We start from the raw sequence: 17,524 nt of genomic DNA on the forward strand, positions 1-17,524 counted from the left end.
ATTCTTTAGCGTCCTAAGTTGATTGACACTCCGACGCCACCCATTGCTTTACCTCTTGCGCTATACGAAAAACCACCCGACACGCTTGTGCGCTCTGTAATGCGTGATCTCCAGCCGACAGCGAGTGCTGCTTCACTACCGCTGAAACCAATGCCTGCCGAAGCCTGGACTTCGCCTACGGCAGCTGGAACGTTCGCCGCCGCCATCATCGACATGGCCGCTACTTGAGCTCCCATCGCGTCTATTCGGCGGTCCTGACGATCAATGCGCCTGTTAGTTTCGTCCCAACGATCATTAAGAGCGGTCTGCATGTCATAGATCTGGCCACCGTTCACCGCGTCCGTTGAACCTTTCTCTATGCGCCCAGCTGCTACGCCTGTGACGCGCTGGTTGCCCGCATCGATGCCATCCCTTGTCATTGATGGGCCACCTTCAATGGAGACGCCTTTGGCGTCCACGGTTGTTGCGCCGATCTTGACGCTGCCGTTTTCACTGAGGACTACGTTGTCAGCCACACCCACTGTTTGAGTGCCATCCTGGTTCTCGCTGACTTCGATGTTCTTGCCTGCGACAGATTTGCTGCCGCTACCACCGCCAACGCCATCTTTTCCGTCAACACCTTTGAGAGAAGCAAGCCATTCCTTTTCAGTGCCGCTGTAACCATTGTCTACGGCAACATCATAGGCGCTCCGGCCATCTGCGCCGTTTGCACCTGCAGGGCCTTGAGGTCCAGTTCCAGGGGAGGATGCGCCAATGCGGTTGTCTAAGTAGACAAGAGCGTCATTCACATTATTGAAACTAGGACCGCTGGGCATCGCAAAGCTTGGGTTGGTCCAAATCCCAGTTGTTGGATCATATGAAGCCCCGCCGCCGAACCACACGGCTTGCCTGGACACTGCGGTTTGAGTTTGACGGACACGCAAATCTACTGCTCTAACTTGCCCGGTATTAGCCGCATCGTTGTCTTCAATGCCGCCAGCAACATTCTTCAGACGCTTATCATCGCCTGCTCTGCCAAAAGATACAGTCCCGTCTTCAGAGCACTCAGCGCCATAGCCAATTGACGTGCATTTCGCTGTCGCGGATGAAAATGCTCCTACTGCAGTCGATTGGTCGGCATATGCGTTTGCCTGGTGGCCTGCCGCAAGAGAACCCTCGCCGTTGGCATTGGCATTAGAACCGTAGGCTGAAGACTGATTTCCAGCCGCACGTGCCGATGGGCCACCTGCTACTGAATTTTCGCCTGTAGCTAGCGCTGGATCATTTTTAGATGGATCCCCATTAGCAGCGAAATAGGGATTGCCTGTTCCGGGGGTTGTAGGGATGCCAGCCAAGGCATCGTTTAATTGTTTGAGGTTTACGGCATCTGTATCAGCTGTGCCCGCGTTTACGCCTGTTAATTGGCGATTTCCAAAGGCTACTGTGTTAGCCCTTCCACCTGTTGAACCGCCGATGGCGATTGAGTCCGGGGCGTCTGCTTTAGCTCCAGGACCAATTGCCGCAGTTGCACCGCCAGTAACATAAGCGTTTGGGCCGATAGCAACGCCATTTCCACCAACTACACCATTGCTTTCAACTCTCGCGTCTCGGCCAATTGCAACCCCGCCGCCGTCGTTAACGCCTCCAGCGTAAGCGCCATTACCGATAGCAACACCTTTTCGACCTGCGGACGCATTGTCTCCCACAACGGTGCTTCCATAAAATGCCTTTGAGTTTCGACCTATTGCTATGTTCGGTCCGTATTCGCCGTTATCAAATTGAGTCTCTGCATTTGCGCCAATGGCAATGTCATAGCTTCCTATTGCGCGTGCTGCTCCGCCTGTTTCGGGGCCGTTAACAGCAATTCTGTTACTGCCACTTCCCGCAGCGACTGTTTCATTCAGCTGTTTAACGTTTACAGCGTCGTAGTCGCCCACTCCCTTGGCAACACCTACTATTCTTTTTCCCTCTGGTTTCCCGCCACCGACTGCAACGGTGTCGTATTGATCGGCGATTGTATTTGCTCCAATAGCAACTGCTCCATTTGCGGTTGCTTTTGCATTGGATCCAATGGCGATTGTGTTTTGATCTTTAGCTTGAGCGTTTTCACCTACAGCAACTCCACCTTGCTGGGTTGCAATTGCTTTGCTGCCTATTGAAACTGAAGCGCTTGCCGCTTGTGATTGCTCACCTATTGCGACACCGCCTGCAATTGCTTTTGATTGCTTGCCGATTGAAACGGCTGTCGCGGTAATATTTTCAATGTCCCAAGAATTGCCGTTCCAGGTCATTCTCTGGAACATGCCTGTAGTGGCACTGGCTAAATCGCCAATAGCAACATCGCCTTGTGCCGCCGCAGTGGAACCATCGCCAATCTGAATTAATGAGGCGTTGGCAAGGCCCGCTGAAAGCAGTGCCATCGCCGCAATTGCTAACCTGGATTTGTTTAATTTGCTTTTCATTAATTTGCTCCTTTGGGCTTTGCCATGATGTTGGTTGTGGTGGATTTGCTGCATAGGAATGTGGGTTTTAAAATGTTTACTTCGCTGGCATTCCCCGGAATAGAAAGGCTGGTTGGCCTCTCAAGCAGAGCCTTATCATTTCCTTCGAAAGGAATGGAGGCTGAATAAATACCGTTTGAATTTGTTTTTGTTTTCCAAGTGCGACTGCCGTCCAGTATTTCCACTTCAACATCGGCCAATGGCTTATCAAGCCAGACTGCTCCGCGTATGTGGCATAAATTCCCGTCAACTAAGGCTATTGGCTGGATTGCCAGTTGCTTAATTAAGGCGAGATCTTCTTTGGCTGTTGCTGCGTTTGCGCTTAATGTCGCTAAAAAAAGCAATAGCGCAATTGCGGGTTTAATGATTGGCATTACCTGGCCTCCTTTTAAATTTGTGGTTCTACCTATCCACAAATAACAGGAGATTGGGTTTGCGCAAGGGGCAGTTATTAGAATATTGCGCGCACAAAAAAGCCCCCTCTTTCGAGGGGGCTGGAGACACGACCGTCTCGTAATGTCTAATTTACGTCGAGGAAGGAGGAGCCTCTTTCAATCAGACACTTATACTCTTAGCACCATTTTAAATTAGCGCAAGTCGTGTATTTGAATTAATAAAATAGAAGCACTCTGCCCACGTGGATGATTGGGCGGTGTTCCGCATGGTCGGGCCCAAATGCTATCTGACAACGTGCGAGTGAGCGCACTGGCTGGATCTATGCCTGCCGTAGGTAGCCAGAGGGTAGCCAAATTGTGTCTGCGAAGCTGGCGGCCATGAAAGCGCCATATAAAACAATGAGATAAGTGGTCGCTCCCGCCCCACGCTATAACTGCTTCATCAGCGGGGTGTGTTCCTTGGACGCCTTGGCGTTGCTGGTGTTGTCTTTCGTATCAGTCACTTGGGGCGTTTCGCGTCTTGGCAGGGCGTCGGGGCGTGGCCACGCGCAGGCATGGCCGGAGAGGACATTAGTGTAGCGACCTGGGGCGGTCGATGATCCGCGGCACCCGCGCTGGGCCCGGGGGCTGTCCGTGTGCCAACGCCTGCGCCCCTGCGCCGGCACTTTGGTTGATTTCCCCAGGGGCCCACGGTAGTGTCAGCCCCGGCGATTTCCGCCAAGCGGCCTCCATGGAAACCGGGGCGACTTATCCCCCGGGCGGGCGTTGATGGAAAGAACAAGCATGACTGCAGCCTGCATGGCCGCCGAACCTCGTTACACCTGGCGTACCGTCCTGCTGAGCATCCTGGTCGCCATCGTTCCGCTTGCCGGCTCCGCACCCTACACCTTGCTGAAGGCGGTGCTGCTGCTGGCCCTGCTGGTCACCGGCGTGGTTCTGATCCGCCGCCAGCCCGATGTCCGCCTGCGCTACCGCATCGCCCGGTTCATCGTGATCGTCTGCTTCCTGCGCCTGGCCTATGCCTTCTACAGCATCCTCTGGCACGGGCTGCGCTGGAACGAGCTGGATCTGCCGGCGCAGACACTGCTCTACCTGGGTACCGCTGCCGTGTTCGCCACTGCGCTGGACTGGCGCCTGATCTGGAAGATCTTCGCCGTGTCCACCCTGGTCTTCGGCGGGTCGTGCATCGTGCAGCACCACGTGATGGGCCTTGAACGCGCGCACGGTTTCAGTGGCGGCGAATGGACGGCCATCGAGTTCACCATGGTGACGCTGTGCATGGCGTTGTTCTCGGTCATCCGGTTGATCCAGCCCAATGTGCATCCGGCCGAACGCTGGCTGCACGGCGTGGCCATCGCCGTCGGCGTCTACGGTTCGATCCTGGCGCAGAGCCGCGGGCCGATCCTGGCGTTCATTCCCGCCATGCTGATGGTGATTGCGGTGCACGTCCGGCGCACCCGGCGCTGGCGGGGGGCACTGGCCTTCGTCGGTGCCCTGGTCATTGGCGTGGTCGGTGCCACCTCGGTGCTGAACCATGAGGTGATCCAGCGCTTCGGTGAGGTCAGTGGCGAGATCTCCGGTTTCAACCAGGAAAACGAGGTCGGCTCGGTCCGTGAGCGCATCGCCATGTGGGGCGTGGCGGTCGACGCCTTCGCCGAGCATCCCGTGGCAGGGGTGGGCCTGAACCAGTTCGGTACCTATGCACGTGAGGGCATCGCCCGCGGCGAGGTGTCCGAGTCGATCTTCCGCTACAACCACCCGCACAACGAGTACCTGGAAGCGGCGGTGACCGGTGGCGTGCCGTTGCTGCTGATCATGCTGCTGGTCTTCATCCTGCCCGGCATTCATTTCGTGCGGCGCATCGGCCACGCCGACGACATCACCGCGATGATCGCCACCGCCGGACTTGCCGTGGTCATCGTCTATGCGCTGTCGGCGTTCACGGACAACGTGTTCTACCGGGCGATGCCGCATTCGTTCTATTTCTACCTGGTGCTGGGCTTCATGCTGGCGACCGCCTTGCCTGCGCGCGACCTGCGCCGGCCAGGGAGTCCCTCCTGATGGCGCATATCCACCTGCTGGCCGCCGACAACCAGCGTGGCCTGTCCCATGACATCCAGGTGATCGAGCGCTCGTTGCAGCAGCTCGGGCACACGGTGACGGTCAGCCGTCTGGACGCGGTGCGCAATGGGGGGGCCTGGAAGCTCCGCGGGATGCGCCTGCGCAGGCTGCTGGCCTCGTGGCTGAGCCTGGGGCGCACGCCGGCCCGGTTCGACATCAACATCTCGCTGGAGCATGTCCGGCCGGCAAGCTTCGGACTGGCCGAGGTCAATCTGTTGATTCCGAATCCGGAATGGGTGTCCGCACGCAGCCTGCGGATCCTGCCGCGGTTCGATGCGTTGTTGACCAAGACCGAAGACGCTACGCGCATCTTCAATGCGCTGGGCATGCGCGCGCTGGAAGTCGGTTTCTGCAGCCGTGACCGCTACGACCCGGCGGTGCCGCGCAGACCGCGCAGCTTCCTGCATGCAGCTGGTACCAGTCGCATGAAGGGCACGGCAACGCTGGTCGAGGTCTGGAAGCGCCATCCGGAGTGGCCCTTGCTGACCATCCTGCGCGGCGGCCCTTCGGACGAAGATGAGGGCGGGGCCGCGAACCTGCGGATCGTCCGCGAGCGCCTGCCCGACCAGGAGGTGCAGCGCCTGCAGAACGAACATGCGTTCCACCTGTGCCTGTCGCAGACCGAAGGCTGGGGCCATTACCTGGTGGAAGCGATGAGCTGCGGGGCGGTGGTGATCACCTGCGATGGCGCGCCGATGAACCAGATGATCGACGACAGCCGCGGCATCCTGGTTGCCGCGCACGAGGGCGAGCCCTGCCATCTGTCCAGGACCTGGCATGTGGATGAGAAGGCGCTGGAACAGGCCGTCGAGCGTGCGCTGGCGATGGATGAGGCCGAGTGGACCCGGCTGGGCGCCAATGCACGCGCATGGCACCTGGCCAGCGAAGTGGCGTTCCCTCGCCGGCTGGGCGAGGCCCTGGCCAAGCTTTGAGCTGATGGGGGCTGGTTGCTGCAGAGTGCTCAGCCTGGCACCAGGGTGATCTGCGGATGGCTGCCGAAGATCTCCATGACGATCTCGAAGTAGGTCTGTCCCTGGCCAAGCGACAGTGCCATCAACTGAGCGTGGATGGCCGGACCGTTGAACCTGCCGCCCTGATCGAGTTTCGACTGCAGCCAGGCGCGCGTGGTCTCGCGGCCCAGTGCCTCGCGGCTGTGGGCGATGTCGCGCCACACCACCGTGGCGGTGGCATGACCGGCGAGCGCGCCGTAGCCCCCGTGCAGCAGATCATCAAGCGCGTCCAGGCTTGCGCCCAGCTGCCAGTCTTCGTCGGCCATGAATACACGATTGATTTCCACGTAGAGGCTGGCGATGTCGTTGATGGACGCGCCTTCGATGTGCAGGATCCGTGTCATCTGCAGACTGTAGCCCTCCGGGGCGACGGTTGTAACCGGCGCAGATAATCCGGGCCGCCCTGGATGGGGTGGCGTTATTATGGTGTTAATCCTGCGTGATTTTCATCGGGCGCTGGCGTGTCAGCGCTATTCGATAAGGATATGGCGCCATTATCGGTCGCCGCATTTTCTGACTGCCTGCACAGTTCCATATATTTGGATCGGTCCATATATAAAGTCCCGTAAAGTTTCCCTCCGCTGCGCCGCCATCGAACGTACGGCCACGATCAAGGGAATTGAGATGCTTGCCTTACGTAATCTCCGTGTGGGATCCCGGCTTGGCGCCGGCTTCGGTCTGCTGCTGCTGTTCATCATGGCCATCGTCGGCCTGGTGCTGTATGGGAATCAGCTGAAATCCGCCCAGTTCGAGAAAGTGGTGGACGTCAACATGGTGAAGATGCGCCTGTTGAATGACATGCTTGATACCAACAACGCGGTGCTGATGCATCGTCGCCTGATGGTGATCAAGCGGGGTGACGAGTTCGACAAGGATTACCAGCGTGCCCAGGAGTTGTCGCGGACCTATGACGGTATCTGGGCCAAGTACATCAAGATTCCGCGTGACGCTACCGGCGATACCCTGGTCGCGCGCATCGAGGCAGCCCGCAAGGCCACCGATGCATCAACCCAGCAATTGCATGAGCGCATGAAGGCGGGGGATTTCGATGGTGCAGCGAAGGAGCTGCTGGCCGAGCACGGATTGGCAACGGCCTGGAATGAATCCATTTCGGCCCTGCTGCGCCACCAGGAAACACTGACCGAACGCAGCCGCGAAGAGTACCGCGCAACCGAATCGTGGACCGGCACCCTGTCGATCGCGTTCGGGGCACTGAGCCTGTTGCTGGGGACATTGGCGGCCTGGGCGATCACCCGCAGCCTGACCCGCCCGCTGGAAGGAGCGGTGAAGCTGGCCGACGGCATCGCCAGTGGCCGTCTGGACAGCAGCATCGACGCCACCGGCAATGACGAGGTGACCCAGCTGCTGAAGTCGATGCAGCGCATGCAGGCACAGCTGCAGTCGGTGATGGCGGCACAGGGAGAGCTGGCCCGCCAGCACGATGCCGGCAGCCTCAGCTACCGCATGGACGAGAGCGCGTTCCCCGGTGACTACGGGCGCATGGTGCATGAGACCAATGCGCTGGTTGGATCGCACGTGCAGGTACAGAACCGGCTGATCGAGGTGATGAAACACTACGCACGCGGCGATCTGTCGGTGGACATGGACCCGCTGCCCGGCGAGAAGGCGGCGATCACCCAGGCGATGGACGAAACCAAGTCCAGCCTGTCGGCGATCAACAGCGAGATCCGCCGGTTGGCGACAGCGGCTGCGGCAGGCGACTTCAGCCTGCGCGGCGACGAAGATCGCTTCGCCTATGATTTCCGCGACATGGTGGCCGGGCTCAATCGCCTGATGCAGACCACCGACGAGAACCTGGTGCAGGTCTCGACCCTGCTGCAGGCCATCTCGCGCGGCGACCTGACCGTGCGCATGCAGGGTGATTTCCATGGCGTGTTCGCGCGCATGCGTGATGACTGCAATGCCACCGTCGACCAGCTCAAGCAGATCGTCGGCCGCATCCAGTCCAGCGCCTCCAGCATCAATCTGGCCGCAGGTGAAATCGCTTCGGGCAACACCGACCTGTCGCGGCGTACCGAACAGCAGGCGGCAAACCTGGAAGAAACGGCAGCATCGATGGAGGAACTGACCTCCACCGTGAAGCAGAATGCCGAGCATGCACGGCAGGCCAACCAATTGGCCATCGGCGCGCATGGTGTTGCCTCCCAGGGCGGTGAAGTGGTGGGCCAGGTGGTCACCACGATGTCGGCCATCGAGGCATCGTCGAAGAAGATCGCCGAAATCATCTCGGTCATCGATGGCATCGCCTTCCAGACCAATATCCTCGCGCTGAATGCGGCGGTCGAAGCTGCGCGTGCCGGCGAGCAGGGCAGGGGCTTTGCAGTGGTGGCCAGCGAAGTGCGTACGCTGGCGCAGCGCTCGGCGGGTGCGGCCAAGGAGATCAAGGGGCTGATCGAGGATTCGGTCGGCAAGGTCGCCGACGGCTCGGCGCTGGTCCGCCAGGCGGGCACCACGATGGGCGAGATCGTGGCCTCGGTGCAGCGCGTGACCGACATCATGGCCGATATCTCTGCTGCCTCCCAGGAGCAGAGCTCGGGCATCGAACAGGTCAACCAGGCGGTGGTGCAGATGGATGAGACCACGCAGCAGAATGCGGCGCTGGTCGAGGAAGCCAGTGCTGCAGCGCGCTCGATGGAGGAGCAGGCCAACCTGCTGGCCGAGGCGGTTTCGGTGTTCCGCACGGGGGCGGTGACCGCCGCCGCCGCGGTGCGCCCGGCGCTGGCAGCCGTGGCGGCATCGGTTGCGCCGGTGCGCCGGCCCGCGGTGCTGTCGCCGCGGATCGAGCCGACGCTGGCCGCCAATGCGGGTGGCTGGGAAGAGTTCTAGCAAGGCAGCACGCCGGCAGGGAGACGGCGCCCATCGCGACGGCTGGTCGCGATGGGCGCGGATTTTCTTCCTGAACGTGCCATGGCCGATGAAGTGGCGGACACGCGCATTTCACTTCCGGTTGCCAACCGCGGGAGGACACTGGCGCCATACCGGAACTCAGGAGATGGCCATGAAGACCTCGACCCGATTGCTTGTGCTGGGCACCCTGCTGGCAGCTTCGTCGGTGGCCGGCGCGCAGACCTATGGCCCGCGCGATGAGGGACGCAAGTTCAACGACGGCAGCCGCGTGGTCTGCAAGAACGTGGAAGTGCAGCGCAACTCGCGCGATCCGAACCGCATCACGGGTACCGCTACCGGCGCCGTGATCGGTGGCCTGCTCGGCAACCAGGTAGGTGGCGGCAACGGCAAGAAGCTGGCCACCGTGGCAGGCGCCGTTGCAGGTGGTGCGGCCGGTCGCCAGATTCAGGGCAACAGCCAGCAGAAGAACGGCGACCGCGTGGTGGAACGTCGCTGCGAACGCGTCTACCGCTGATCGATCGCAGTCAGACCCCGCTTCCCCTTACACGCCGCAGTACTCGAACGTTACGGAAAAAGGGGACGGAGGGGATTAAGTCGCAATCCCCCAACCCGGCCGCTTACGACTTAATCCCCTCCGTCCCCTTTTTTGCGAGGAGGCGCCAGGTGGCGAGGCTGCCGTAGAGCAGCAGCAGGACGGTGAGGGTGATCAGTTCGTGGCTGACTTCGGCCAGGCGGGCGTCCATCTGGTTCAGGCGCACCATCAGGTTGATGCCCGAGGTGGTCGGCAACAGCTGCGCCAGCCAGACCAGCGGTTGTGGCGTCATCACCGCCGGCCACGACAGGTTGGCCAGGAAGAACAGCGGGATCGAGGTGGCGATGATGTACTGGAAGGCGCGTTCGCGGGTGCGGAAAAAGCTGCCGACGAACAGGCCGAAGGCCACGGTGGCGGCGATGAACAAGGTGCCGCCCAGTAGCTGGCCCAGCGGGTTGCCGCCGCGCGGATAGTCCTGCACCCAGGCGGTGAAGCCGGCGTAATAGAACAGGCCGAACAGGCCGATCAGGCCGAAGCCCAGTGCCATACCGGCCAGCGTCGGCAGGTCGAAGCGCAGGCGGCGGCCGAGCGCGAGACGACGGCCGCCGAGCAGGACGCCGATGCCCATCAGCAGGGTCTGGTGCACGATCAGCTCGGCCACGCCGGGCACGATGGCGCTGCCATAGCCTTCCTGGGTGTTGTACAGCGGGCGCTGCACCAGGGTCACCGGTGGTGCCTGCGGCGCGCCCATGAAGGCGGCCTGGCCGACCACGGCATCACGTCCGAACGCACTCAGTGCATCGGCCACGCTGCCCAGCACCCAGCTGGCACGGCCCAGGTAGGCACCGTTGCCGAGCAGCACCAGCTTGGCCGGATGGCCGCGCAGGATGTCGCGCTCCAGGTTGGCCGGGATCAGCACGATGCCTTCGGCATGACCGGCTTCCAGCTGCTGGCGCGCGCTGTCGATGTCCGCCGGTTGCCCGACCACGCGTGCGACCCGCAACGCGTCGAGCTTTCGCAGCAGCTCGCGGCTGGTGGCACTGTGGTCTTCATCCACCACCAGTACCGGCAGGTTGCCGGCCACCTGGTGGCGATACGCGGCCGGGTAGAAGAACGAGTACAGGATTACCGCGCCGACCATCACTACGATCGCATAGCGGTCGCACAGTACCGCCATCAGGGTCTGCCGCAGGCTGCGCCACAGTGCGCTCATGCGTCGGCCCCCGTCGGTTGCGCGGCTTCGGGCGTACGCGCGAAGGCGATCAGGCGCAGCCCACCGATGCCGCCAGCCACCACTGACATCAGCAGCAACGTGGCCATCGGCCATACCGAAACCTGCAGCGGCGAACCGATGAACTGTTGCTGGGTCTGCAGCTTGATATAGGCGCTGAGCGGCAGCAGCTGATGCCAGACGCGGGTGAATAACGGCCCGTCCAGCACCGGGAAGGTGGCGCTGGAAAATGCCAGTGCAGTACCGATGCTGAGGCCGACCGCGGACAGCGCGGTACCCATGTCGCGGGTGACGCCGACGAAGAACAGCGCGTAGGCGGCGGTGGCCAGATAGAACAGGGGTTGAGCGAGCAGCAGCAGGAGCACGCTGCCGGCCACACCATCACCGCGCAGCCAGGCCAGGTAGCCGATGCCGAGCGCGCCATACAGCGAGAACAGCAGGATGTACGGCGCGACCTTGCCGGCAATCGCCAGCCACGGCGTGCGGCCGAGCCAGGCGGGCAGGCTGCCGTCGCGGATTTCTCTGCCGAGGCTGCCGGCCACCGCAAGTGCCAGCACCAGCGACAACACCGCCGGGAAGATCAGCGGCAGCAGGAACAGCTCGTAGCTGCGCGCCGGGTTGTACAGGATGTCCGACTGCACCGCGATCGGTGCCGCACGCAGCTTGCCCGGGCCGACCTGCAGGCCGATGCGCTCGCGCAGCAGGCGTGCGTTCCAGGCCGAGACCGCGTCGCCGATATCGCGCGCCGCGGACTGGCCGGTGGTCATGTAGGTGGCGTTGTAATAGGCGAACACCGTGCCCTGGCGACCACGCAACGCCTGCCGGGTGACATCGCGCGGCACCAGCACGATGGCGAACACGTCCAGGCTGCGCAGCTGCGAGCGTGCGTCTTCCAGGTCCACCGGCTGGCTGGCGATGCGCACGCCGGGGCTGGCATCGAGCATGCGCAGCAGCAGGCGGCTGTCGCTGCTGTGGTCGAGGTCGACCACGGCGATCGGGATGTCGCGCATCACCGAGGGGGTGAACATCCACGCCATCACGGCCAGCATCAGCAGCGGCAGCAGGGTGACCAGCAGCAGGTCGGCGCGGTTGCCGCGTAGCGACCGCAGCTCGCGCCGCCAGCTGGCGGCGAAGCCGCTGCTGTCGGGGCTCAGTGCTGGGGCCATGCGAACAGCACGCTCATGCCGGGGCGGAAGCCCTCGATGCGGCGTACCGGGCGCACCCGCACCTCGAAGCTGCGGACGTCGTAGCCGGACGACTGGCGGGTGGTCCGCCAGGTCGCATAGTCACCGGCCGGATTGATGAAATAAACCTCGAACTCGCCGTCCTGGCCAAGCGCCGGCACGCTGCCCTGCAGCTTGCTGCCGACCTTCAGGCCCTGCATCTGCGATTCGCGCAGGTTCATCGCCACCCACATGCGGTCGATGTCGACCAGGGTGAACACCGGATAGCCCGCTGGCACCAGTTCGCCCGGGTCGGCCATGCGCTTGTTGATCTCGCCGGCCACCGGCGCGCGCCCTTCCACTTCGACGCGCGCTGCGTTGACCTCGGCCACCGCGCCCTGTGCCTGCTGCACCTGGCCCTGCGCGGCACGCTTGTCCTGCTCGCGTGCGCCGGCCAAGGCCATGTCGTACTGCGCGCGGGCGGCACGCGCCAGTTCGCGCGAACTGGTGGCCTGGGCATGCGCTTCATCGCGCTTCTGCCGGGTCATCACCCCTTCGTTGAACAGGTTCTGCACGCGCTGGTAGGTGGCTTCAGCCAGCGTCGCACCGGCTTCAGCCCGCTTCCAGTTGGCTTCGGCGGCGCGGATGTCTTCGCTGCGCGCACCTTCGTCGGCCTTGTCGGCCACCGCCTGCGCCGCGGCCAATGCGCCGTGCGCCTGCTGTTCCTTGGCGGCCACTTCGGGGCTGTCGAGCAGGAACAGCACCTGCCCGGGCTGCACGCGGTCGCCCTCGCGCACCTTCAGTTCGGCCACGCGCGCGGTGATCTTGGCGGCCACGTTGATGGTGTCGGCATCGGCCATGCCCTGGATCTGGTCGGCCGGGCTGCGCCAGGCCAGCCACAGGCCGAGCACCACCACGACCAGCAGCACCACTATCAGGATCGGGCCCAGGCGGCGCTTGGCCGGGGGCGTCGTTGCATCGTCGTGCAGCACATCACTCATGGTCGATCACCTCGTCCGCACGCCGCCGGAACTCTTCGAAACGGTCCATCTGTCCACTGACCTCCAGCAACTGTGCCAGCGCAATATCGTATTGGTAGGCGGCCTGTGCGCGCTCGACGCGGGCGCCGCCGAGGCCGAGCCGCGCGTCGATCACATCCAGCGAGGTGGCCTGGCCTTCGCGGAACGCCAGCTCCTGCAGGCGCAGGTTTTCCTGTGCCTGGGCGATGCTGCTGTCGAGCAGCACGTACTGCTGGCGTGCGGTTTCCAGCTCGTTCCAGGCCTTGCGCACGCCCAGTGCGACCTGGTTCTCGGCCTCGCGCAGGCCCGCTTCGGCCTGTTCCTGCTGTGCACGCGCGGCGCTGATCTGCGCCGGCCGCGAGTTCGGCGACAGGAAGGTGTACTTCAGGCCGATGCCGAACGCCCAGTCCGGATCGGTCAGCATCTCGTCGCGGCGGCGGAAGTCGTACTGGCCGAAGGCGAAGATCTGTGGCTTCAGCTTGGCCTGCTGCACGCGCACGCCCTGTTCGGCCTGCGCCACCATCGCCCGCAGGCGTGCGATCTGCGGCTGGCGCGCCTGCGCAGTGCGCTCGAAGCTGGCGACCGGTTCCAATGGCACGCGCTGCACGAACAGCGGCGACACCGGCTGTACCTCGCCACCACTGCGCAGCAGCGTGGCCAGCGCCGCCTTCAGCGTGGCCAGGTCGTTCACCGTTTTCTGGTATTCGCGCTCGGCCTTGTCGCGGGCCACGGTGGCCTGCAGGCGCTGGGCGCGGGTGGCGAAGCCCTCGCGTTCCAGCTTCTCTGCGTCGGACAGGTGGCGGTTGAGGCCATCGCGTACGTCGCGGCGCACATCTACCCCCTGCTCGGCCAGGCGCTGGCCGAAATAGGCCTGGGCCAGCTGCACGGTCAGCGATTGCCGCTGCGCTTCGCGCTCGGCACTGGCCTGCTCGTGGGCAGCGCTGGCCGCGCGTTGCGCGGCCGGAATCACGCCGCCGGTGTACAGCGGCAGCACCGCGGTGACCACGGGCCGGGTACGCCAGTCGCGTTCGGTGAATGACAGCGGCGAGTCGATGCCATAGGCCTCGGCGACAGGCGCCAGCGAACCCAGTGGCAGGGTGAGGGTCTTCTGGAACTGCAGCCGGCGCACTTCGCCGGTAATCTCCGGCAGGCGCAGCAGGCGCGTGGCGTCCTGCAGGTCCTGCTTGTTGCGCACCGCTGCGTCGGCGGCGGCCAGTGCATCGGAGACCTGCTCCAGCCGCTGCCGCGCCTGTTCCCAGTCCAATGCGGGTGCATCGGTGAGAGTCTGCGCCGCTGCAGCCAGTGGCAGGCAGGCTGCCAGCGCCAGCGCGGCCCTCGCGCCGTGCATCCTTGTACGTCGGCCGATCACGCCCATGCCGTCCCAGTGGTGAAGAAGTGCGCAAACGGTAGTGCGCGCGGCGTGAAGCCCGGGTCTGCGATCATCGGTTTGTCCTCAACGAAGGGTGCCGCTGGCCGCAGTGCGCAGCGCCTGGGTGATGTGCTGCAGCGTGCTTGAGCGCACGGCGGCATGCTGCCAGTACAGCGGCACGTCGAGCCAGCGGCGGGGTTCCAGTACCACCACGCGGCCGGCGCGCACGGCGGGCGCGACCAGGGTTTCCGGGGCCATGCCCCAGCCGAGTCCGCACGCGGCGGCTTCGACGAAACCGGTGGAGGAGGGCAGGTAGTGTAGCGGCGGCTGCAGTCGCGCGCGGGTCAGGCGCCGCACGAAGCGCCATTGAAGTTCATCTTTGCGGTTGAACACCAGCATCGGTGCGCGCGCCAGGGCTGCGGCCTGCATGCCGTCGCTGAAGTACTGGCGGGCGAAGCCGGGCGAGGCGATGGCGTGGTAGCGCATCGCGCCGAGCGGGTGCACGTTGCAGCCCTTCACCGGTTGGCTTTCGGCAGTGACCGCGCCGAGTACGCTGCCATCGCGCAGCAGCTGAAGGGTGTGGTCCTGATCATCCATGCGCAGGTCGAACAGGTAACCGTGGCGCTGGTGCAGGTCGGCGATGGCCGGTACGAACCAGGTATCGAGCGAGTCGTCGTTGACAGCCAGCGGGATCGGCGTGCGCGCAGCGTCGCTGCCACGCTCGGGCAGCAGCTCGGCCAGCGCCTCGGCTTCCAGTGCCTGCATCGGTCGAACCCGGCGCAGCAGCGCTTCACCCGCGGCGGTCGGTCGGCACGGTGCCTGGCGCACCACCAGGACCTGCCCGAGCCTGTCCTCCAGAGCCTTGATCCGCTGCGACAGGGCCGATGGGCTGATCGACAGGCGGCGTGCCGCAGCCTCGAAGCTGCCTTCCTCCAGCACCGCGGCAAACGCGGCCAGTTGCGGGTGTACCAGGTCCATGCCGGTGCCTCTTCAGTTTTCCTGCACAGGATAAAGAAAAATCAGTTTGTCTAAACATGGCCGTTGGCCGCACCCTGCGCGTCCCCCCGCTGCCTGGCCCGTCCTGATGTGGATTGCCGCTACCGCCGCCGGCCTGTTCGCAGGTGCCGGCCTGATCATCGCCATCGGCGCGCAGAATGCCTTCGTGCTGCGCCAGGGCCTGCAGCAGCGTCATGTGGGGAGGGTGGTGCTGGCCTGCGCAGGTGCGGACATCGCGTTGATACTGGCCGGTGTCGGCGGCATGGGCGCGCTGGTGCTGCAGTGGCCGTTGCTGCTGCAGGTGCTGCGCTTTGGTGGTGCGGCCTTCCTGCTCTGGTATGGCCTGCAGGCGGGGCTGCGCGCGTGGCGCGGTGGCAGTGCGCTGGCCGCCGCCGAGGCACGGGGCGGCAGTGGGCGCCAGGTGCTGCTGACCTGCCTGGCCTTCACCCTGCTCAACCCGCACGTCTATCTGGATACGGTGGTGCTGCTGGGCAGCCTGTCCACGCGCTATCCGGGCGATCTGCGCTGGGCCTTCGCCGCCGGTGCGTGCCTGGCCAGCGTGGCCTGGTTCTGCACGCTGGGCTATGGCGCGCGCCTGTTGCAGCCGGTGTTCCGCAGGCCGGGCGCCTGGCGTGTGCTGGATGCAGGCGTGGCGATCTTCATGTTCTGCCTGGCGACGTTGTTGCTGCTGCGTCCTTTATCGCCATGAGTGCGTGACGTACGCCGGTGTTGCGTATGTGTTCCACCGGTACGGTTCACGTGGCCGGATACAGCGCGGATAATGCGCGCCTGGTCGCGACCCCGCCGCGCATGCCGTCGTTCGGCAGCCCCCCGGTCGCCTGTGTTCTCGTTGTACGACCGCCACGGCGCGGCATCGGTGTTGCATGAAAGACAATCTACAGCTGCTCCTGTCCCACCTGGGGCGCACCTTCCTGTTCGGCCTGATGATGGCGCTTCCGCCTGCGTTGGCCTGGCTCGACATCCATTGGCTGGGCAATGCAGTCGGCGAGTGGTCGCTGGTCGAACTGACCCAGGAAGGCTTCCTGGTCGCCAGCGTGGCTGCCTTCGTCCGGCTTGCATTGCGACGTGCCGATGATCGGGCCTTTGCCGTTCTGGCGGCCGCGCTGTTCGCCTGCATGCTCCTGCGTGAAATGGATGAGGCGCTGGACCTGATCGCACACGGCTTCTGGAAGTACCCGGTGGCCGTGCTGATCATCGGCTCACTGGCCTGGGCCAGCCGCGACTGGCGCCGGGCCATGCCGGCGCTGGTGCGTTTTCTCGTATCCCGGCCGGGTACCGTGATGACGATCGGCCTGGTTCTGCTGCTGTTCTATTCGCGTCTGATCGGCATGACGTCGTTGTGGACCGGACTGCTGGGTGACCAGTACATCCGCGTGTTCAAGAACACCATCGAGGAGACCACCGAACTCCTTGGTTACACCTTCATTCTCGCAGCCAGCGTCGGCTATGTGGCACAGCGGGTACGCGAACCGCTGACGGCACGGAAGCGCGCCGTGCACGAGGGTACCGGGATGCAGCAACGGCCACTCTAGGCGGCATCCACCGCGCACAACGGCGTCTCGCCGGGGCGCAGGGTCAGCACCCGCACGCCGGTGCGGGTGACCGCCACCGTATGCTCGAACTGCGCCGACAGCTTGCCGTCGCGGGTGTACACCGGCCATTCGTCCGGCTGCTGGCGGATGGCCGGCTTGCCCTGATTGAGCATCGGCTCGATGGTGAACACCATGCCTTCTTCCAGCACCATGCCGGTGTTGGGATGGCCGTAGTGCAGGATCTGCGGTTCCTCGTGCATCTCCTGGCCGATGCCGTGGCCGCAGTATTCCTTCACCACGCTGTAGCCGTGGCTGCGCGCGTGGCGGGCGATGGCGTGGCCGATGTCGCCCAGGCGCGCACCAGGACGCACGGCGGCAATGCCTTTCCACATCGCCTGGTAGGTGGTCTGCACCAGCCTGCGCGCGGCGTAGTCGACCTCACCGACCCGGTAGGTGGTGCTGGAGTCGGCGATGTAGCCGTTCTTCTCCAGGGTGATGTCGAGGTTGACGATCTGGCCGTTGCGCAGCACGTCGGTGGTGCTGGGTACGCCGTGGCAGACAACGTTGTCGATCGAGGTGTTGAGCACGTACGGGAAGCCGTACTGGCCCTTGCTGGCCGGCCGCGCCTGCAGCTCATCAACGATCATGCGTTCGACGAAATCGTTGATCTCCATGGTGCTTCGGCCCTGCAGCGGCAGGTGGTCGAGTGCGGCGAACACCTCCGCCAGCAGGCGGCCGGATTCGGCCATCAGCGCGATCTCGTCGGGGCGCTTGATGATGCCCATCG

15 protein-coding genes are annotated in these 17,524 nt (G+C 63.8%); 6 read left to right on the plus strand and 9 right to left on the minus strand.

Features of this window, described 5'->3' with window-relative positions; translation table 11 throughout:
- Positions 1–5 precede the first annotated feature (5 nt).
- Both ACZK5G_RS06670 and ACZK5G_RS06675 read right to left on the minus strand, forming a co-directional pair.
- Positions 6–2,441, minus strand: coding sequence for a YadA C-terminal domain-containing protein (locus ACZK5G_RS06670; RefSeq protein WP_478465771.1), 2,436 nt, complete (start codon positions 2,439–2,441; stop codon positions 6–8).
- Positions 2,441–2,854, minus strand: a complete 414-nt coding sequence (locus ACZK5G_RS06675; protein ID WP_478465773.1) for a hypothetical protein — start codon at positions 2,852–2,854, stop codon at positions 2,441–2,443. Before ACZK5G_RS06675 ends, ACZK5G_RS06670 begins: the two co-directional genes overlap by 1 nt.
- Positions 2,855–3,658: 804 nt before the next feature.
- Here ACZK5G_RS06675 and ACZK5G_RS06680 point away from each other — a divergent pair.
- Both ACZK5G_RS06680 and ACZK5G_RS06685 read left to right on the plus strand, forming a co-directional pair.
- Positions 3,659–4,936: an O-antigen ligase family protein gene (locus ACZK5G_RS06680; protein ID WP_478465775.1), complete on the plus strand. Its 1,278-nt coding sequence runs from the start codon at positions 3,659–3,661 to the stop codon at positions 4,934–4,936.
- Complete coding sequence (locus tag ACZK5G_RS06685; protein ID WP_121503891.1) at positions 4,936–5,928, plus strand: glycosyltransferase; 993 nt, start codon at positions 4,936–4,938, stop codon at positions 5,926–5,928. Before ACZK5G_RS06680 ends, ACZK5G_RS06685 begins: the two co-directional genes overlap by 1 nt.
- A 29-nt stretch (positions 5,929–5,957) precedes the next feature.
- Here ACZK5G_RS06685 and ACZK5G_RS06690 read toward each other — a convergent pair whose 3' ends face one another.
- The gene (locus ACZK5G_RS06690) at positions 5,958–6,350 is read right to left on the minus strand and encodes a barstar family protein (RefSeq protein ID WP_049424493.1); all 393 of its coding nucleotides are present in this window, start codon (positions 6,348–6,350) and stop codon (positions 5,958–5,960) included.
- Between the two features lie 280 nt (positions 6,351–6,630).
- Between ACZK5G_RS06690 and ACZK5G_RS06695 the strand changes: the two genes are divergently transcribed.
- Both ACZK5G_RS06695 and ACZK5G_RS06700 read left to right on the plus strand, forming a co-directional pair.
- A complete protein-coding gene (locus ACZK5G_RS06695; RefSeq protein WP_121503890.1) occupies positions 6,631–8,853 on the plus strand; it encodes a methyl-accepting chemotaxis protein in 2,223 nt (740 codons plus the stop codon).
- 166 nt (positions 8,854–9,019) lie between these two features.
- Positions 9,020–9,388 (plus strand): glycine zipper 2TM domain-containing protein, encoded by a 369-nt coding sequence (locus ACZK5G_RS06700; RefSeq protein WP_032127541.1) that lies wholly within the window; start codon positions 9,020–9,022, stop codon positions 9,386–9,388.
- Positions 9,389–9,491: 103 nt separating this feature from the next.
- Here ACZK5G_RS06700 and ACZK5G_RS06705 read toward each other — a convergent pair whose 3' ends face one another.
- From ACZK5G_RS06705 to ACZK5G_RS06725, 5 genes are all read right to left on the minus strand, one after another.
- Positions 9,492–10,619, minus strand: a complete 1,128-nt coding sequence (locus ACZK5G_RS06705) for an ABC transporter permease (protein ID WP_478465777.1) — start codon at positions 10,617–10,619, stop codon at positions 9,492–9,494.
- Positions 10,616–11,803, minus strand: a complete 1,188-nt coding sequence (locus ACZK5G_RS06710) for an ABC transporter permease (RefSeq protein WP_478465778.1) — start codon at positions 11,801–11,803, stop codon at positions 10,616–10,618. Before ACZK5G_RS06710 ends, ACZK5G_RS06705 begins: the two co-directional genes overlap by 4 nt.
- A complete protein-coding gene (locus ACZK5G_RS06715) occupies positions 11,788–12,801 on the minus strand; it encodes an HlyD family secretion protein (protein WP_032127538.1) in 1,014 nt (337 codons plus the stop codon). Before ACZK5G_RS06715 ends, ACZK5G_RS06710 begins: the two co-directional genes overlap by 16 nt.
- Positions 12,794–14,194 (minus strand): TolC family protein, encoded by a 1,401-nt coding sequence (locus tag ACZK5G_RS06720; RefSeq protein ID WP_478465780.1) that lies wholly within the window; start codon positions 14,192–14,194, stop codon positions 12,794–12,796. Before ACZK5G_RS06720 ends, ACZK5G_RS06715 begins: the two co-directional genes overlap by 8 nt.
- Positions 14,195–14,272: 78 nt before the next feature.
- Positions 14,273–15,166: a LysR family transcriptional regulator ArgP gene (locus ACZK5G_RS06725; RefSeq protein WP_071228490.1), complete on the minus strand. Its 894-nt coding sequence runs from the start codon at positions 15,164–15,166 to the stop codon at positions 14,273–14,275.
- Between the two features lie 106 nt (positions 15,167–15,272).
- Here ACZK5G_RS06725 and ACZK5G_RS06730 point away from each other — a divergent pair, with 106 nt between their 5' ends.
- Positions 15,273–15,893, plus strand: a complete 621-nt coding sequence (locus ACZK5G_RS06730) for a LysE/ArgO family amino acid transporter (protein ID WP_478465781.1) — start codon at positions 15,273–15,275, stop codon at positions 15,891–15,893.
- 175 nt (positions 15,894–16,068) lie between these two features.
- Entirely contained in the window at positions 16,069–16,737 is a 669-nt protein-coding gene (locus tag ACZK5G_RS06735) for a hypothetical protein (RefSeq protein ID WP_180845141.1), read from the plus strand.
- Here ACZK5G_RS06735 and map read toward each other — a convergent pair.
- Positions 16,734–17,516, minus strand: a complete 783-nt coding sequence (gene map, locus ACZK5G_RS06740) for a type I methionyl aminopeptidase (RefSeq protein ID WP_478466495.1) — start codon at positions 17,514–17,516, stop codon at positions 16,734–16,736. The two genes, ACZK5G_RS06735 and map, sit on opposite strands and share 4 nt — an antisense overlap.
- Positions 17,517–17,524 lie beyond the last annotated feature (8 nt).

The sequence above is a fragment of the Stenotrophomonas sp. 62841_Sma genome, assembly GCF_056482945.1.